Source organism: Bacteroides oleiciplenus YIT 12058 (genome assembly GCF_000315485.1).
GTDB classification, from domain to species: Bacteria; Bacteroidota; Bacteroidia; order Bacteroidales; family Bacteroidaceae; genus Bacteroides; species Bacteroides oleiciplenus.
Genome location: NZ_JH992944.1, coordinates 243,197 through 261,346 on the forward strand (window position 1 = coordinate 243,197; position 18,150 = coordinate 261,346).

At 45.1% G+C, this 18,150-nt stretch carries 12 protein-coding genes; 4 read left to right on the plus strand and 8 right to left on the minus strand.

What is annotated here, in order from left to right; all coding sequences use genetic code 11:
* The first annotated feature begins 41 nt into the window (after positions 1 to 41).
* On the plus strand, positions 42 to 1,040 hold the full coding sequence (locus HMPREF9447_RS20675; protein WP_009131736.1) for a hypothetical protein: 999 nt from the start codon (positions 42 to 44) through the stop codon (positions 1,038 to 1,040).
* 5 nt (positions 1,041 to 1,045) lie between these two features.
* On the opposite strand, the gene HMPREF9447_RS20680 is transcribed toward HMPREF9447_RS20675, so the two are convergent.
* Positions 1,046 to 3,838 carry a sensor histidine kinase gene (locus HMPREF9447_RS20680; RefSeq protein ID WP_009131737.1) on the minus strand — a complete coding sequence of 931 codons (2,793 nt, stop codon included), beginning with the start codon at positions 3,836 to 3,838 and terminating at the stop codon, positions 1,046 to 1,048.
* Between the two features lie 228 nt (positions 3,839 to 4,066).
* Between HMPREF9447_RS20680 and HMPREF9447_RS20685 the strand changes: the two genes are divergently transcribed.
* Together HMPREF9447_RS20685 and HMPREF9447_RS20690 are read left to right on the plus strand one after the other, a co-directional pair.
* Positions 4,067 to 6,871, plus strand: a complete 2,805-nt coding sequence (locus HMPREF9447_RS20685) for a TonB-dependent receptor domain-containing protein (RefSeq protein WP_085938354.1) — start codon at positions 4,067 to 4,069, stop codon at positions 6,869 to 6,871.
* A 76-nt stretch (positions 6,872 to 6,947) separates the two neighbouring features.
* Positions 6,948 to 8,462 carry a hypothetical protein gene (locus HMPREF9447_RS20690; protein WP_044138499.1) on the plus strand — a complete coding sequence of 505 codons (1,515 nt, stop codon included), beginning with the start codon at positions 6,948 to 6,950 and terminating at the stop codon, positions 8,460 to 8,462.
* A 98-nt stretch (positions 8,463 to 8,560) separates the two neighbouring features.
* Here HMPREF9447_RS20690 and HMPREF9447_RS20695 read toward each other — a convergent pair whose 3' ends face one another.
* The 5 genes from HMPREF9447_RS20695 to HMPREF9447_RS20715 form a co-directional block, all read right to left on the minus strand.
* Positions 8,561 to 8,995, minus strand: coding sequence for an HU family DNA-binding protein (locus tag HMPREF9447_RS20695; RefSeq protein ID WP_009131740.1), 435 nt, complete (start codon positions 8,993 to 8,995; stop codon positions 8,561 to 8,563).
* Between the two features lie 341 nt (positions 8,996 to 9,336).
* A complete protein-coding gene (locus HMPREF9447_RS20700) occupies positions 9,337 to 10,596 on the minus strand; it encodes a mechanosensitive ion channel family protein (RefSeq protein WP_009131741.1) in 1,260 nt (419 codons plus the stop codon).
* A 108-nt stretch (positions 10,597 to 10,704) separates the two neighbouring features.
* The gene (locus HMPREF9447_RS20705; RefSeq protein ID WP_009131742.1) at positions 10,705 to 11,706 is read right to left on the minus strand and encodes a DUF4435 domain-containing protein; all 1,002 of its coding nucleotides are present in this window, start codon (positions 11,704 to 11,706) and stop codon (positions 10,705 to 10,707) included.
* A 4-nt stretch (positions 11,707 to 11,710) separates the two neighbouring features.
* Positions 11,711 to 12,541 carry an AAA family ATPase gene (locus HMPREF9447_RS20710; protein WP_009131743.1) on the minus strand — a complete coding sequence of 277 codons (831 nt, stop codon included), beginning with the start codon at positions 12,539 to 12,541 and terminating at the stop codon, positions 11,711 to 11,713.
* 70 nt (positions 12,542 to 12,611) lie between these two features.
* On the minus strand, positions 12,612 to 14,696 hold the full coding sequence (locus tag HMPREF9447_RS20715; protein ID WP_044138501.1) for a sensor histidine kinase: 2,085 nt from the start codon (positions 14,694 to 14,696) through the stop codon (positions 12,612 to 12,614).
* A 191-nt stretch (positions 14,697 to 14,887) separates the two neighbouring features.
* Here HMPREF9447_RS20715 and HMPREF9447_RS20720 point away from each other — a divergent pair, with 191 nt between their 5' ends.
* Positions 14,888 to 15,799, plus strand: a complete 912-nt coding sequence (locus HMPREF9447_RS20720; protein WP_009131745.1) for a DMT family transporter — start codon at positions 14,888 to 14,890, stop codon at positions 15,797 to 15,799.
* A 90-nt stretch (positions 15,800 to 15,889) separates the two neighbouring features.
* On the opposite strand, the gene meaB is transcribed toward HMPREF9447_RS20720, so the two are convergent.
* Both meaB and HMPREF9447_RS20730 read right to left on the minus strand, forming a co-directional pair.
* Positions 15,890 to 16,987 (minus strand): methylmalonyl Co-A mutase-associated GTPase MeaB, encoded by a 1,098-nt coding sequence (meaB, locus tag HMPREF9447_RS20725; RefSeq protein ID WP_009131746.1) that lies wholly within the window; start codon positions 16,985 to 16,987, stop codon positions 15,890 to 15,892.
* A 14-nt stretch (positions 16,988 to 17,001) separates the two neighbouring features.
* A complete protein-coding gene (locus HMPREF9447_RS20730) occupies positions 17,002 to 18,075 on the minus strand; it encodes a DUF1573 domain-containing protein (protein WP_009131747.1) in 1,074 nt (357 codons plus the stop codon).
* Between the last annotated feature and the right edge of the window lie 75 nt (positions 18,076 to 18,150).

Below are 18,150 nucleotides of genomic sequence, written 5' to 3' on the forward strand. Positions count from 1 at the left end.
ATTTTCATACCTTTGTCACATTAACAAAAAACATCTTCACTATGAAGAAGCTGACTACTCTTCTATTTTTCAGCCTGCTCTGCACTGGCATACAAGCACAAATCATGTTGAAAGACTCCACCGTCCAAGTCATTGGTTACTGGGAACTGGGAGACAAGTATGAATATGATTACATCAATCTGGAATACGATATTATAGACGGCGATACCCTCCCGGATAAAAAGACCACAGCACGATACAGTCTTGAAGTTGTGGATTCTACAGCCAACAGCTATACATTAGAGCTTCGCGAGATATCTAGCAATTACCAGTTCAAGGACACACTCTCACAACAAATCATGTATAAAGTGATAGATAACCTCAAAAAAACTCCGAATATACGTATTCTTACCAACGAATATGGACGTTTCCAGAATATTGCTAACTGGGATGAAATACAGAATGCCATAAAACCTCATTTTTATAATCTACAAGAAGAGATTAAAAGTCTTTTCTCACAGCATATGATAAAAGACCAAATAGAAGGTAGCAAACGTGATTCAATTAATCAAATGATAAACAATATGGTACAATATATGCTACAGGTATACAGCAACAAAGAGCTATACCTGAAAGGAATAGAATACATCACCGATATGTATGCCTTCCACGGTAATATATATGATATAAACAAGCACCATTATACCGACAATAAAGTAAAGCTTCCTTTCGAAGGCGCCCAACCTATCGATACCCAAGCAGATTTCTTTATCTATGATTATAATACGGAAAGTTCCGAAGTAGACTTCACTATCAATCAATATTTCGATACCGACCAACTTTTGGAAGAGTCGAAACGTTTCCTGTCAAAAATTTATGGGTTAGGCGAGCTGCCACCTGCAATGCCAGACAAGCAACCTTACCTCTTTATGGAGAGTTACACCAATTACGGCATTCATACCAATGCAGGATGGATGCTTTGGATGTACCATAAACATAGTCTGTTTCAAGGAACTACACAAAGAGTAAATACTTGGCAGGTAGATATGGTATTTGATTAAATACTTTATTCCAACGGCAAAATAAACCAGAATGTTGAGCCTTTGCCCAACTCACTATCTACCCCAATCTTGCCACCCAGTTGCTCGATAATACTCTTGCTTATGGAAAGTCCCAATCCTGTGCCCTGAACAAAAGAATTCAGTTTAATGAAACGGTCGAACACTTTACTACAGGCTTCCGGAGCAATACCAATACCCGTATCTGCCACATACACCCGCAGGTGTTTTTCATCTGGTTTATCGTATCCAATCCGGATGCTGCCCGTGGTAGTGAACTTAATGGCATTGTTTATAAAGTTGGAAACCACCTGGTGCAAGCGGTTAGGATCGCTAACGATGACGCATTGCGGCAATGTAGGTTCAAAAATAAGCTCCACTCCCGGCTTTACCCTCAACTGCATGGAGCGTGCAAGATCTCCGCACAAGGTATTAATATCAAAATCCTTGAATTTGAAATCAAAGGTTCCCGCCTCTATCTTCGACAGGTCCAGAATGTCAGAAATCAGTTGAAGCAACAGTTCATTATTCTCCTCCACCATCTTGGCGTATTCCTGCTTTTCCTCCGGCTCGTCTGTCTCCACCAACAGGCTCGAGAATCCGACAATAGCGTTCAGAGGTGTACGTATCTCATGACTCATATTTGCCAAAAACGCACTCTTCAGACGATCAGCTTCTTCTGCTTTCTCCTTGGCAACAATCAGTTTCCTTTCAGTTTCCTTCAACTCAGTGATATCGTAATTGACGCCGATTAACTCAATCAGACCATTCGCCGGATCATAACGATTGAGTACTACATTCATGCGCACCCAGTTCCATTTATTCAGCGTTCCGGATCTCAGTACACGCATTTCACTTTTGAAACTTGTCTCCTCTCCCAGTTTAGCTTTTTCAAAGAAAGTCAGTACGCGCACCCTGTCCTCCGGATGCATCTTATTATATATTCCTACTACCTCTCCCAGAGGTGTTTCTTCATCCTCACCCATATTTTTATACCATTGTTTGATGGCATAGCCCTCTTTGGTGAGTAAGTTCAACTTGGCATAGCCCACTTTGGCATAATCGGAAATCAACAGGAAGAAATTCTCAAAGTCACGGATACGGTTAATAGAACTTATCCTTTCTGTATTGTCGATATTAATAAGTACAAAGCCACTACAATCACCTTTGCTATCATATATCTTGTTTACTTTGGTATAGAGTTCTATACCCCCTTTTTTCCCCGATTCATAATAGTCGCTTATCTTGGTAAACTCATAATCCTGTGAAAAGTCAAGTTCATCTTCAACTTGCATTCTTTCACGTATATCCAGCGGCACATTCGGATTCTGATAGAAGTTTACACCAACGGTATTCGCCTTATCCTTGACGCCGAATATTTCTAAATCTCTATTGTTGAGGTCAATCAGAAATCCGTCCTTATCATAGATTTCAATGCCTACCGGAATATTAGAGAAGAGATTACGCAACAGTTTTTCGCTATGGTCCAGTGCCATGTAAGTCTGCTGCATTTCTGTGATGTCCATGTAGAGACACACCAGTTCTTCCGGGTCGGGTGAATAAATGACGCAATGGCAAGTCTTACCTGTAAGTTCAAAATACTCGTCCAGTTCCCTGTACGTATTCCTGTTATGTATTTCGGCCAGCCCCCTTATCTTTTCTTTCATTCTTTCCTCCGAATAAATCTCCGAAGCCAAACGCCCTTTGTAACTATCCAGTGGTGCACCACATAGATCGGCACTGAACTGGTTGGCATCCGTGATGAGATAATCAGTCGGTTTCCCCTCCCCATCGAAAATAACGGAAAGGCGCACATATCCCATAGGCATATACTTATATAGGTTACGCAAGAAAGAACGCTCACGTTCCGCCTCATCTCTGGCACGGCGCAAGTTGATGCAGATACTGATGATATTGGCAAGGGAAGAGAACCATTGATAGTCTTCATTATCCCATCTGTGTTCCTGCTCTACCAGATCGATACCTATATATCCCCAAATGCGTTCAGTATTCCGCAAAGGAATCACCATCAATGACTTGATATCTTGTACAGACAATATTTTACGCTCCAGTTCAGCTTCATCCGGCAATTCGGTCAAGGAATTCAGCAAGATAGGTTTATCCGCCAATATATGACTATGCCACCATTCCATACCCTGAGTATCAGTGGCCTGCAACAACTCTATTTCCGGCTCTACGCCTTGGGCAACTACCTCGTATGTACAACTCTGAGTATGGTAACCTTCATCATATTCAATGATGTATACGCGTCCTCCATGAAAAAGTTCCAGTACATCTTTCAGTACCTTCGGGATTACCTCGTCCAGGCATTTATCTTTCAGAAAATTACGCAGAGAGTTTGATACGGAATGTTGCCGGAACAGCAAAGCATTGAATTGCTTCAGGATATCCGTAGACTCCATATTCTCCGGAGCATCAACCACCTGGAGAATACCAAAAGCTTTTAAGTGCCCGTCTTCCGTCATCCACTTCTCACCCAGACGAGAACACACCCAAACCACGCCACGTGTAGTAAGTATAGGGAAAGTCTGTTCATAAATCTCAACTTCTTCTATTGAGATAAACTCACGGCTAATACGTTGACGATAGTCTTCACGAATATACAGTCCGAATTCACGAAAGGTCAGGGTATCACTTTTCAGCCCCAGCAAATTACATACATACTCAGAACAAAGATAATCCCGGGTAGTAAAGTCAGCTTCCCACCATCCTATCTGGCCGATAGTAGAGAGGCGGCGAAAACGTTCTGATTCTTGTGAATGTGAAGAGACAACACTCATATCAATGTCTATTAAGATTCTAAATAGCGCAAAGATAACGTTTACTTCTTGAATTTGTTCCCATTCCCATCAACAAAAAAACTAAAGCATATTTAAATAGGCATCCGCCATTATCAGGGCATTCTGTCACCAAAATGTAATCATATTGAGAATCAATTGTATGACATGTGTATTACGGTTGTAATTCCGTTGCCGCATCTTTGCATCGGAAATAAGAAACTATAAAAGATGAGCATGAAACTGGATTTAGGAAAAGTATTTTTCTTCATTTTATTACTGGTACTTTCCACCATGACTGCCTTGGCTGGAAACATCAAAGGAATCGTCCTCGACAAGCAGACGAAAGAACCGCTGACCGGAGCTACCATACAGATAACCGGGACAGCGCAGGGTGTGGTAGCCGACATTGACGGTAACTATACGCTGAATGTAAAAGACGGTACATACACCATAGCAGTGAGATATATAGGATACAAAGACATCCTGCTCAACAGTGTAAAAGTTAAGGCCGAAACTCTACTGAACTTTGAGATGGAAAGCGATGCACAAGCATTAGGCGAAGTATCGGTCACCGCACAAGCCAAACGTAACAACGAGGTAGCGCTGATACAAGAACAACGTCGCAGCCTTGTGGTACAGAGTGGGGTTTCCGCCCAACAAATCGCCAAAACCCAGGACAGTAATGCCTCGGAAGTAATCAGTCGCGTACCCGGCATCAGCATCATCGACGAAAAGTTTGTAATGGTGCGCGGCCTGTCGCAACGGTATAATAATGTATGGATGAACGGCAGTGCCGTGCCCAGTTCAGAAGCCGATTCACGCGCCTTTTCATTCGACATCATCCCCAGTTCACAACTGGATAATATGGTAATCGTAAAAAGTCCCGCTCCGGAATATCCCGCAGACTTCACAGGTGGATTCATCCTGATAAATACCAAAGATATGCCCAGCGAGAACAGCTTCAACATATCAATAGGAGGAGCTATCAATGACCAGACGCACTTCAAAGACTTTCGTAAAGCCAAAGGCAGCAGCATGGACTGGCTCGGCTTCGGAAACGGTTTCCGTAGTCTGGATGCCGGCATGAAGGGCACTCTGAACATGTATCCCGGATATGAAACCGGAAACACAGCCCGCATAGATGTATTGAACAACGGTTTCAACAACGACTGGACACTGAAAACCATCAAACCCGTAGGAGACTTAAAACTGAATATGGCATACAACCGCAAGTGGGAAACCGAAAGCGGACGTGCCATCGGTATGCTGGCTGCTGTGAATTACAGCAATTCCTATAAGACCTATCTCGATATGGAAAACTCTCTCTATGGTCCTTATGATACCAACAATGACAAATACGTCTATCTGCGGAAAGCGACAGACAACCAGTACAGCAATGATATCCGCCTCGGTGCCCTGCTGAACCTGACCTTCCAGCCACGCAACAGCAACCACCGCTATGAGTTCAAGAATATCTTCAACCAGATATCCAAAGACCGCTACTCGGAACGTACAGGTTTCAACGCACAACCGGACAACATCAACAACATGGAGTACTACTACTCCAGCCGCACGACCTACAACACCCAATTCACAGGCAGACACAGCTTTGATGACAGTCGTTTCGACTGGAGTGTAGGTTATGCTTATGCCAACCGTAACTTGCCGGACCGTCGTCTCATTGAACGTACCGACCGCACCAATGAAACCATGGGTATTTACCGTATCAGCCGTGAATTCACCAAACTGGACGAACACATCGGCTCAGCAAATATAAACTATCGCCAGGACTTCCAGTTCGGTGACATCGCCCCCACTTTGAAAGCCGGCGCTTATGGCGAGTATCGTACACGTACCTACAACACCCGCCAGTTCCAGTACGGCTGGCAACCGAATAACAGCTTGCCTAAGGGATTCCAGTTTGACAATGATGTGGCAAACAATGTATTGATAGACTCTAACTATGGAATTGACAAGCTCTACATGCAAGAAGAAGTCAACTACATGAACAACTATGAGGGTAAAAATACTCAATTGTCCGGCTATATCGGTATCAACGTTCCGATAGGCCCCTTCAGTCTCTACGCCGGAGCACGCTATGAATATGCCCGTCAGGAACTGATCATGAACACCCGTTCGTATGAAGAAAGCCTGCAAAGCACTTTCTATGACTATAAAGACCTGTTCCCCTCCGTCAATGCCACTTACAAACTGAATGAAAAGCATCAGTTCCGCCTGGCTTACGGTAAATCGGTAAACCGTCCTGAGTTCCGCGAACTGTCCACCTCCGTCTACTATGATTTCGATCTGGGAAGCAGTGTCATGGGTAATTCATCCCTGCAGGCAGCTTACATACAGAACGTAGATTTGCGCTACGAATGGTACCCCAGCAACGGTGAACAAGTCTCTATTGCCTTATTCTACAAACATTTCGAAAATCCCATTGAATGGACCTACACCATGTCGGGAGGAACCGATCCGATCTACTCTTACGTCAACGCCAAAGGTGCCAACAACTACGGTATCGAAGTAGATATCCGCAAGAATCTCGACTTCATCGGCATGCGTAATTTCAGTTTTTCATTCAACGGCGCATGGATTAAGAGTAAAGTACAGTTTAAAGAAGGTGGCAATAACATAGACCGTCCCATGCAAGGACAATCGCCTTACCTCATCAACACGGGCCTCTTCTATAACAATCCGGATAAGGGATGGAACGCCGCCGTACTCTACAACCGTATCGGAAAACGTATCATCGGTGTAGGCAACCGCTACGGCAGTTCTTCCGAAGGTGATGCACGCAACATACCAAACTCTTACGAAATGCCGCGCAACAGCATCGACCTTTCGGCAAGCAAAAAGTTTGGCAAACTGGAAATAAAAGCTACCGTACGTGACTTGCTGGCCGAACGCTACTACTTCAAACAATTTGAAGACGTCACCGTAAACGGACAAGCCCGCACCATTGAAGAGGTGACCCGCAGCTATAAACCGGGAAGAAGCTACAACCTGGCCATAGCCTATAGCTTCTGATATTTCACCCTTTCAGTTTATAAAGTACTAACAAAACCTGAACATAAAGAAGTTTAATTCCCAAATTAAGAAAAGTATGAAAATGGAAATTAAGAAGTTTGGCTGGATCATTATGATGTGCACAGCCATTGCAATTGGAAATGTGATGTCTTCCTGTTCTGACGACTCCAACGGAGAGAATGGAGGAAACGGAGGCAATGGAAATGGAAACGGAGGTACAGACCCCGAAGTAACCTACGATGGTACAACAGCCTACAGCAAAGGTGTCCTGTTCAAAGGTGGAACAGAACTGGGCAATGGCGATCAACATTTCGTATTCACCGGTGACGTAACTCTGGAAAAAGGAACCTACCTGCTGAAAGGCTGGGTATACGTAGCCGATGGCGCTAAACTGAGAATTCCCGCAGGTACTATTATTAAGGGTGACAAACAGACAATGGCTGCCCTTATTATAGAACCGGGTGGATATGTAGAAATGAAAGGAACCAAGGAAGCTCCCATCGTCATGACTTCCGAGGAGGCTCCGGGACAACGCAGACCGGGTGACTGGGGTGGTTTAATCATTTGCGGTAAAGCCAAAAACAATCAAGGTACGCAGCAAATAGAAGGTGGACCGCGCACCATACACGGAGGCAGCAATGATGCCGACAATTCCGGTATCTTCCAGTATATCCGCGTGGAGTTTGCAGGTTATCCCTTTGAAACTGATAAAGAAATCAACGGTATTACATTCGGCTCCGTGGGCAGTGGTACCACTATTGACCACTTACAGGTATCGTATTCTAACGACGACTCTTTCGAATGGTTCGGTGGCGCAGTGAGTTGCAAATATCTGGTAGCTTATAAAGGTTGGGACGATGAATTCGACACGGACAACGGTTTCAGCGGAACTGTACAATACTGCCTGTCGATTCGTGACCCACGTATTGCCGACACGTCGCAATCCAATGGTTTCGAAAGCGATAACAACGGAACAGGTGCAGACATCGCTCCATTCACAACCGCGACATTCAAGAATGTAACGTTCATTGGTCCTATGACTGCCAAAAACACTGATTTCCGGAACACTTCCGAATACATCACTGCCGGTGACATGTATCCGGATAATAAATCCAAGCTGGGTCTGTTCCAATCAGCCATGCAGATACGTCGCAGCAGTAAGCTGAATTGTGAAAACACATTGGCAGTAGGTTATCCTATCGGTCTGATTGTGGATGGCGAAAAAGGAAATACGGTTCAATATTCTAAAAACGGTGATTTCTATCTGAAGAATATCATCTTTGCCGGTATGGGTGTAGTTGGCTCGGACAATAATAAGAAATACGAAGATTATCTCTACAACAAAGAAACCGGAACGTATGATGAAAGCCAGATTTCTTATTCACACACTTTCTTCAAAAGTGAGGCTTCGAACAAAGTGATGACTGAGGCTGAACTGGGATTGACTGACCCGATGAATACCGGTCAGAATTACTGCCCCACTACGGCTATTGTGGGAACTGACGGGAACTATATTGGCGCTTTCCGAGACACCAATGATAATTGGCTGGAAAGCTGGACGAACTTCGACCCACAAAACACAGTATATTAATCACTCATTGAAATACACACGCCGAAGCTAAGCTTCTACAACAGCAACGCCGGGCAGGTTCAGGGGAACCGCCCGGCGTTTGCTCGTTTAAGAGCCTGTCACTCTTTCCCTTTCTTCTTCTGTTCCTTCTTCAATTCCCGTACCTGGAAGCTAAACAAATCCAGATTCTTATAGATACGCTTCACAAAACTGCTCGCTGCCTTGAAGCAAATGCGCGATATGCGCACTTTGTCCGCCGTGCAGTCCTCCACCCGTTCCACCGGTTCGCTGGTGATGGCGGGAAAGAAGTTGCCCAATCCACGGATGTTCACCGTACGCCCACTGGCAAGGAAGTCGGCAATGATATCCGGCAACTGTACCAACACGGACTGCGCATCGCCCACCTGCAACGAACTGATTTCGGCCAATCGTTTCGCAATCTCCTCGTTGCTCACCGGCTCCGGCTGCAACACCTTCGAAGCAGCATAGTAGCGCACCACTGCTTTGCCCTTACTCTTGTCCACCTTCTTGCGGACTACATAATTCATTGTCATGTCTTTCTTCCCTTTCTTTATTATTAGTTTATTATCAATGCCTTACATCAGGCACACCTATACATAATATCCATCATACCTATACTTAACGACCTACACATAAGGACTGAGCACACATCACTTTAGGACTGAGTATCGAAAACACCCGGATGTTTCACCCTAAAACATGGGGATGTTTTCACCCAAAACACCCGGATGTTTTACCCCAAAACATGGGGATGTTTTCGGGAAAAAGATGGGGATGTTATATCCTTTCAAAGTAGGACTCAAAAGTACTAAGTCCAGATGAGAAATGCAATGAATAAGTATGCTTTGTGAGATGAAGATATAACGCAAATCATTTAGTCCTTCAGGATTGTCTTTCGGAAATCATCTCCGGATGGCGACTGGAACACGTGCAGGTCGAACTCGGAAATAATAGCCAGCAGATGGTCGAAGACATCGGACTGCAAGTCCTCATAAGGTATCCAGGACGTGGTTGAAGAGAAGAAGTAAAGTTCCAACGGAATACCGTGGTCGGTAGGCTGAAGCTGGCGTACCATACAAGTCATATCATGGTTCACGCCCGGATGACTCTTCAGATAACAGTTCAGATAAGCACGGAAGACACCGAGATTCGTCTGACGACGGCCGTTCACAAGGATGGAATTGTCGATGTGATGCTCTTGGTTATACTCCTTTATGACTTCCTCTGTCTGTTCCACATAGTCTGTCAAGAGTTGTATCTTGCGATATTTAGCCAGCATTTCGGGGGTACAGAACTTCACGCTGTTCATGTCGATGTTGATGGAACGCTTGATACGACGTCCTCCACTCTCCTGCATGCCACGCCAGTTCTGGAAAGAGTCGCTTACAAGCAGGTAAGGAGGAATGGTAGTGATGGTCTTGTCGAAATTACGTACCTTCACCGTATTCAGTGACACTTCTATCACGTCACCGTCCGCACCATACTTGGGCATCGTAATCCAGTCGCCTACTTTCAGCATATCGTTGGCAGAAAGTTGCACACCGGAAACAAAGCCCATGATGCTGTCCTTAAATACCAACATCAGCACAGCTGCCGAAGCTCCCAGACCGGTGAGCAATACACCGGGCGAGCGGTCTATCAGTATGCTGACAACGATGATGCCGCCAACGAAGTAGATAATGACCTGTGCCGTCTGCAAAAGTCCTTTCAGAGGGCGGTCGCGGAACTGCTCCTTCTCACTGTAAACGGTGTAAACAGCCGTAAGTAGGGAACTGATGAAACTAAGGAACATGATAATGATGAAGATAAGACAGAAGCGCTGGATAAGCGCAAGCGTTGCCGAATCAGCATTGGAGAATGCCAGAGGAATCAGAATATAAATAAGGATAGGCGCCACCATACGACTGAGATGCACCATGACCTTACGGTCGAAAACGATGTCATCCCAAGTGGCCTTGGTTTGTTTTACCAAACGCGAAACAACTTTCAACAGTAGTTTCCGGCAAGCGGCATCTGCCAAATAAGCCACCAGGAGTACTCCCAGAAAAGCTAAGAATTGGTCTAACTGATCGGCCAATGACTGGCTGAAACCTAATGTCTGAAGTCCTTCATTGATTTGTTGTACAATGCTCATGATACTAAGGGTTTATTATTATATTAACGTGTAAATAACAGTATCCTAATTCTCTTCCCCCAGGGAAGACGGGTGTCCTGAAAGGGAGGGGTGATAGGTTTGAGACCTTCACTTCTCTTTTTCCAAAAAGTCTCTTATATCTTCTTTCAACCACTGATACAGATAAAGGTTCTTGTATCCACTGTTCTTTTTCAGCATCAGACTAACGTTGACCTGGCTGTTCTCATAGCTGGTCAACTCGTTATGGAATTGCACGTTGTGGGCGGCCAGACGCTTAATCTCCTGTTCGCGTTCACGGCGCAGCACGGTGCAGACAGGAATGAGAAGTTTCATCACAACGCTATCCATGAGGTGGTGCCCCTGTATGTAGAGGTAAGCAGTGTCAGGGTTCAGCCCCAGTCTATCCAATTCTACGGCTAGGTTGTCCACAGGTTTTATATACTGCGGGAAACGCTTGCGCAGTTCTGTGAGTTTTGTCGAGACGGCACGTTGCACAGGTTCCAGCGTCCGTTCGGGATGATGTACATTAACTTCTTGCAAGCGGGTGCAGGCATTGAAGTCGTACATCGGGAAAGTAGACGTATCGCGCCGGCGATAGAAGAAGACATTCCACAGGAAAAGCGGATAGACAATCTGCGAATAGCTTTTCAGGAAAATGGGGAAGTCTATCAGCTTACGGTCGTTCAGCGTGGCCTGTACACAGACTTCATGCAGGCTTTCGGCATAACAATGGAAGTTCTCAATGGCATAGGCATATGTCTGAAATATATAGGGACTACTGTTTATTTTATGGGAAACGTTCGTTTTGCCCTGCAACAGAAAGTCGTAGTCACTGTCCACACAAGCTATCAGGCTTTTGCCCAGTTCGGCAGTATTCAAAGTATTCATCAACACCATCTTCTTACCTTTCGCAAGGGAAGTAGCCGAGGGCAACATCACCTGAAAGTAACGTTCATCTGTCTCGAACTCCGCCAGCAACGTACGCCAGAAAGCTACATCATCGTAACTCTCTACATAAGCCACAATGCGCCGCCGGGCTTTCTTTGGATAGAGTTTGTTGGCAGCATTGAAATAGGCAGAAGTAAGATTATGTTTTAAAGAAGTAGCCACTTTTTTAGTTATTAGTTATAACTGAAGAAATTTCATCAACTTCCGTCACCGCATCCAGCCAGCCTTCCATAATGACAGCGGGGGAATGGGTGGTGAGTATCAGTTGCACATTGGGATTCAACTCTCGTATCATGCTGATGAGCTTCTGTTGCCACTCGATATGCAGGGAGGCTTCGGGCTCGTCCATGAAGAGAACACAGTGGGCATCATCGCGCACCAGTACGGTGAGGAGGATGATAAGCATCTGTTTCTCACCGGAGGAGAGCTTATAGGGCAAGAGGCGTTCGCCATCTTGATAGAAAATGATTTCATTGCTACGACGGTCTATGGTCTTGCGTGTATAGCTAAACAATTGGTCCATCATGTCCTGGAACTTCCGCTTAGGAACGGATAAGGAGGCGGCTTGCGCGCGCTGCTGCTCATCACCGGAGAGAAGTTCTATCATCTTGTTACCAATGTTTACCTGATAGTCGAGGTAGCGGCGTTGCAAGAGGTAGAGTTGCCAGTCGAGTTCGGACTTAACGTTCGGGTCGGCCATGCGAGCAGTGAAGTCGCCCATTATCAGGGGGCGGTCATAGCTGCGGATGACGTCGTAAGGGATGTAAGTAGCATCGGGACGGTCGAAGGTGATGCGTACACCTTCTATCTCGCCGTTCTTTATTTCACCCGAGAGTTCTTCCAGATAGTGGACGGAACGGTTGAGGATGGTGGTCTTCCCTACTCCGTTGATGCCGGAGAGAATGTTGACATCGGGACGCAGATCCCAGGCTATGTTATAACGGTCCCACAACCCGTGTATCTCGATTCGTTGGATGTAATTGGCTTGTTGTTCCATAGTTCTTGCTTTTAATCAGAAACAAATATACGTGATAATCTCTGATTTCCACGCCCTCCGGATAGAAAAATCACTCTTCGACAGGCAAATCTATGCAGAAACGGGCACCATCCTGATAGGATGTATCAAGATAAATGGAGCCGCCCAGACGGGTGACTATGAGGCGACAAGAATAAAGTCCCAGTCCGGTACCGGGCGTAAATTCATCCAATTTGGTGAAACGGTCGAAGATATATTCGGCCTTGTCAGCCGGAACACCGATACCTGTATCGCTCACAGCAATGTGCACCTTGCCCCCGGCATGTGACAGACTCATGCGGATGGTTCCGGCAGTGGTAAACTTTACAGCATTGTTCAGGAGATGTTCCACGACACGTTGCAGATATTGCGCATTTGTTTTTACGGAACATTCGCTCAATGCAGATTCAAATATATAGGTAAGCTTGGCTGCGACAGCTCTTTCCTTGCAGATATCAAGAAGTTCCACACAAATCGGTAACACATCTACCTGCTCCATGGGAAACAACTCCAATGAACTGCTTAAATCCGACACCTGCAGAATGTCTTCGAACAATTCAGTCAGTTGATTAGAGTTCTTTTCAATGATGACCGGAAAATCCTTTTTCTCTTCCTGGTCCAAATCTTCATTCAGCAACAGGGTGCTGAATCCACAAATGGCATTGAGCGGAGTACGTATCTCGTGGCACATGGATTGGAGGAACTCCGTCTTCATGCGGTCGCTTGCCTTGGCGCGTTCACTCTCCTCAGCCACTTTCTTGTTCGAAAGGATTAATGCCTGTTTAGTGGCTTTCAATCGTTTCGTCAGGCGGTACTGATAGAGACTCCAGATAAAGAATATGAGCAGCAGGACAACAAGCACAACAAGAGTGATACGATGATAACGTGCCTGAAGTTCGGCCTGCTCTATTTTCAGCTTATCCACTTCAAACAACGAACGCATCTCAGCCAGTTGCTTGTTCGTTTCTTCCACATGACTATCTTCCATCAGGTTGGTGTAGTCCCAAAAGGCTTCAAAACCTTCTTTGTAATGTTGTTTCCATTGGGAGATCAGGCTAATCTTCTTTGCCAGCAACTCGGTGCGCCTATTCGTGTCGGCCGAATCGGTTCGTTCCAGCAATTCATTGACAGTCTGCATAGCAAGGTCATATTGTGTAGTATAAAGATAGTAACGGAAAGCAGCAGCCCCAAACGTCTCTTTACTTTCTACTGAGGTCTTATCTTGATAATACTCCTTCATTCGGAAATAAATTTCATCAGCCTTCTTTCTACCTATAATTTCTCCGAAATAAAGCATTTCGCTATAAACGCCCATACGCAATGCTTCACGACTGCGAATACGGATGTATGCACGCCTCTTATAGAAAGGTAATTCAAACTGATTGTCATAAAGTTGCTCCAATTGTTCCAGAGCTTCCACTGCCTTAACGTTCTCGTCTCGTTTTCCTTCGGCACGATGAAGGAACTCAACACGGGTCAGGTAATACCAATCGAACTTATAGCTGACTTCGAAAGGTAAACCGCTAACCAACTGGTGAATGTTTTTCAAATGAACAATGCGGTCTTCCGAATTAGCTACAGACGGTGAAAAGTAACTGACGCACTCCATTGCCGAACAAAGAATCATCTCCCATTGCACTTCCTGCGACTTATCGGAAAGATTGGCTTTGTGATGTTTATAGCGTGTGATTTCTTCATTGGCTTCATCCGGTTTTTCAGCCTCATCCATCTTACAAACAGAAGGAAAGGCTTTGAGCCATGCCATATAAAATCCCTTATAAGGTCCTTCCAGATGTTCCTCCCCTATCCGCTGATAGTAGTGCAGGGAATCCGGTTCATCCTTGTAATTGCGACAAAGGATGTCAAGTGTCTCAAAAATATATATCTGGTTTTTCAACTGAATGGCCAACTTCAATGATTCGCGGATATAAGCACACTTAGTTGCTGCGTCGTCGGACAAGTCATACAGGTCAACGTACAGTTCCATCTTCTGCTGTGGGGCAATGGCATTGTTTTGCAGTGTTTCCAGCAAATTCTTCCTGGTCTGGTTTATATCAATCTCCTGAGCACTATTGATTCGCAGGCAGAAAAGCACCAGCCAAAATACCATTATTGTTCTTACCAAGTAGTTTATCATATCCGGACAATTTGAGTAACTTGTCGCTTTTGTTGCAAATATAGAACAATTTGAAGGTTAGAGCAAATTTATTTGTATTTAACTGTAATAAGAAGCCTCCCAACGACTTCACCACAAGTATATAAAAACAGAAAAGACTTCCTGGTTTCAAAAAATAGTTGTTCTTTTGCATCCTCAAAAGAAAAAAGAGTATGAACAAGAATGTACAAGGGCATATATTCGCCCTGACTGCCAATATTTTATGGGGACTAATGGCTCCTATCGGTAAATCTGCACTTATGGAGTTCTCGGCCTTATCGGTAACTACGTTCCGCATGGTGGGCGCGGCGGCTTGCTTCTGGTTGTTGTCTGCTTTTTGTAAACGCGAACACGTAGATCATCGGGATATGCTAAAGATATTCTTCGCATCACTCTTTGCCTTAGTGTTCAATCAAGGGGTTTATATCTTCGGGCTTTCAATGACTTCGCCCATTGATGCATCCATTGTGACGACAACGCTGCCCATTGTAACCATGATAATAGCTGCCATCTATCTGAAAGAGCCGGTTACGAATTTAAAAGTGCTGGGTATTTTTGTGGGTGCCATGGGGGCACTGATACTTATTATGAGTAGCCAGACTGCGGGTGGTGGCAACAGTAGCATCATCGGGGATTTACTCTGTCTGGTTGCACAAATCAGCTTCTCCATTTATCTGACTGTATTCAAGGGTCTGTCACAGAAATATTCACCTGTCACGCTGAATAAGTGGATGTTCGTGTATGCATCCATGTGTTATATCCCATTCTCTTATCATGATGTGGCAAGTATTCAGTGGGCGGAAATCTCTACGGCAGCATTCGTGCAAGTAGGATATGTAGTAGTGGGAGGTAGTTTTCTTGCTTACATCTTTATTATGACGGCGCAAAGACTGATGCGCCCGACAGTGGTAAGTATGTATAATTATATGCAGCCTATCGTAGCTTCCATTGCTGCCATTATTATGGGACTGGGAGTATTCGGATGGGAAAAAGGAGCTGCTATCGCTCTGGTGTTCCTTGGAGTATATATCGTGACGAAGAGTAAATCAAAGGCGGACTTTGAAAAGGCGGGGAAAGAGGTGTGAAATAGAGTGATTAACGGTTGATGATTAGTGATTAGTAGGCTGCGCTATGATGCCGCAGGGTACTAATCACTAATCACCAACCGCTAATCACTATTTTTTCAGTTCTCCAAAATACGTATCGAGAAGGCTCTTTGCTGCCACAAAGGAGGTGAGTTTACCTTGCAACACTTGCTGTTCCTTGTCTGTCAGCATCGCTTCTATGACCGGGTTGTGATAGAAACTATCGCGCAAGCGTTCATTGATACTTTCGTACATCCAATATTTGCTTTGCTCATTACGGCGATACTCAAAGTAACCATTATCTTTCACAAAGGCGATGTATTCGTAAATCATATCCCAAATTTCCTTCACACCCAAGTTATAGAAACCGGAATAGGTCATCACCTGCGGCGTCCATCCAGACTCAGGAGCCGGGAATAGATGCAATGCATTACGGAATTGCGTTGCAGCCAGTTTGGCACGATCCAGATTATCGCCGTCCGCCTTATTGATTACAATGCCATCCGCCATCTCCATAATGCCGCGTTTGATGCCTTGCAGTTCATCCCCCGTACCAGCTAACTGAATAAGCAGGAAGAAATCGACCATAGAGTGTACAGCCGTCTCGCTCTGCCCCACACCTACTGTCTCTACAAATATCTTATCGAAGCCTGCCGCCTCACAAAGAATGATCGTCTCACGCGTCTTGCGAGCTACCCCACCAAGAGAACCTGCCGATGGACTGGGGCGAATAAAAGAATTGGGGTGAACGGAAAGTTGCTCCATACGCGTCTTATCCCCCAGAATACTGCCTTTGCTGCGTTCGCTACTGGGGTCGATGGCAAGTACTGCCAGTTTACCGGCATATTTCTCTAATACATGCAGACCGAAAACATCGATAGAAGTACTCTTTCCTGCTCCTGGCACACCACTGATACCTACACGGACTGAGTTTCCCGAATAAGGCAGGCACTTCTCAATGACTTCTTGTGCCACTGCTTGATGCTCGGGTTTCACACTCTCCACCAAAGTCACCGCCTGGCTCAGAATGGTTACATCCCCTTTTACGATGCCTTCCACAAACTCTGCTACAGAAAGCTGACGTTTCTTAGGTTTCAGACGACGATAGGGATTGACAGATGAAGGTTGCTCAATGCCTGCATTGACAACCAGCCCTTTATAGGATTCATTGTTTTCAGGATGTTCCATCATGATTTATAGTTTTAGTTTTTTGCCTTAATATTAATCTCTACTTTCGGCTGAGTCGGGTCATTCGTTATCATCAGAATGCGCAGATGGCGTTTCTTCTTGGCTATATTCTTCTTATCTACCATCACGCGCAAACGGGTAGTTTCACCCGGCTGCAACACACTCTTCTTCAAGCTTACCCCCAAAGCAGGATTGAACACTTGCAACTTACTGATCTGCAACGGAGAACGTCCGGCATTGGTAAGCTGTATATCATGTTTCACCTTATTCTTCTTTGCCAGCAAGGCACTCAGGTCTATATCAGTTTCCGAAAGACGAACAACGGGAGCATTAGCCATATCCGAAACTGAAAGGCCAGAGAAATCGGGCAAGAGAATGGCAGAAAGCGGTATTTCATTTTCATCGCTCACTTTATCGCCCGTGAAACGGGAAAGATAAACGGACGATTGGGTCAATCCCAAATCTGTCAATTTCTCAGTGTTAAGAGTCAAGGTGATAAGACCTCTCTCACCTTTTTGAAGTACATTCGGTTCTACCTCCATATCCAGATAAGAAGGCAGGTGCATCAATACGGGTTCATACGAACGGTCCGACTGGTTCACTACGCCGATACGTATCACTGGCTTCTCACCACGATGAGTATCCGGAAAATCAATCTCATTCTTGTCGATGCGTATCTGACCGATCAGATAAGGATAGGCATTCGTAAAGTCTTTTATTTCACGCACCACCTCACCCGTAAAATGCAGGTAAGCCAGATTAGGCTCTGCATTCGTGTAAACGGCTACGGACTTGTCAAAGTGTCCCAATGCTTTCGCATCAAAGTCCACAGTGATAGTACCTTTATCACCGGGTGCAATGGGTGTCTGCGTCCATTGGGCTACGGAACAGGCACAGGAAGGGTCCACATCAGTAAGCACCAGAGGCTGGTCGCCCGTGTTGGTGATGACATACTGCACACTGACGGGATGTTTCCACTCTATCTGTCCGAAGCTATGCGTTTCTTTATTGGACGAAAAACGCGGTTGCGCCATGGCGGTAAGTGCTGTGGCGGCAAGCGCGTATATACATATCAGGGTTCGTTTCATTCGTTTCTCTTTTTTAGGATGCACAAAAGTAGGTGTTTTAAATGAGAGTTCCTAAAAGGCTGTTTTAAAATTTCT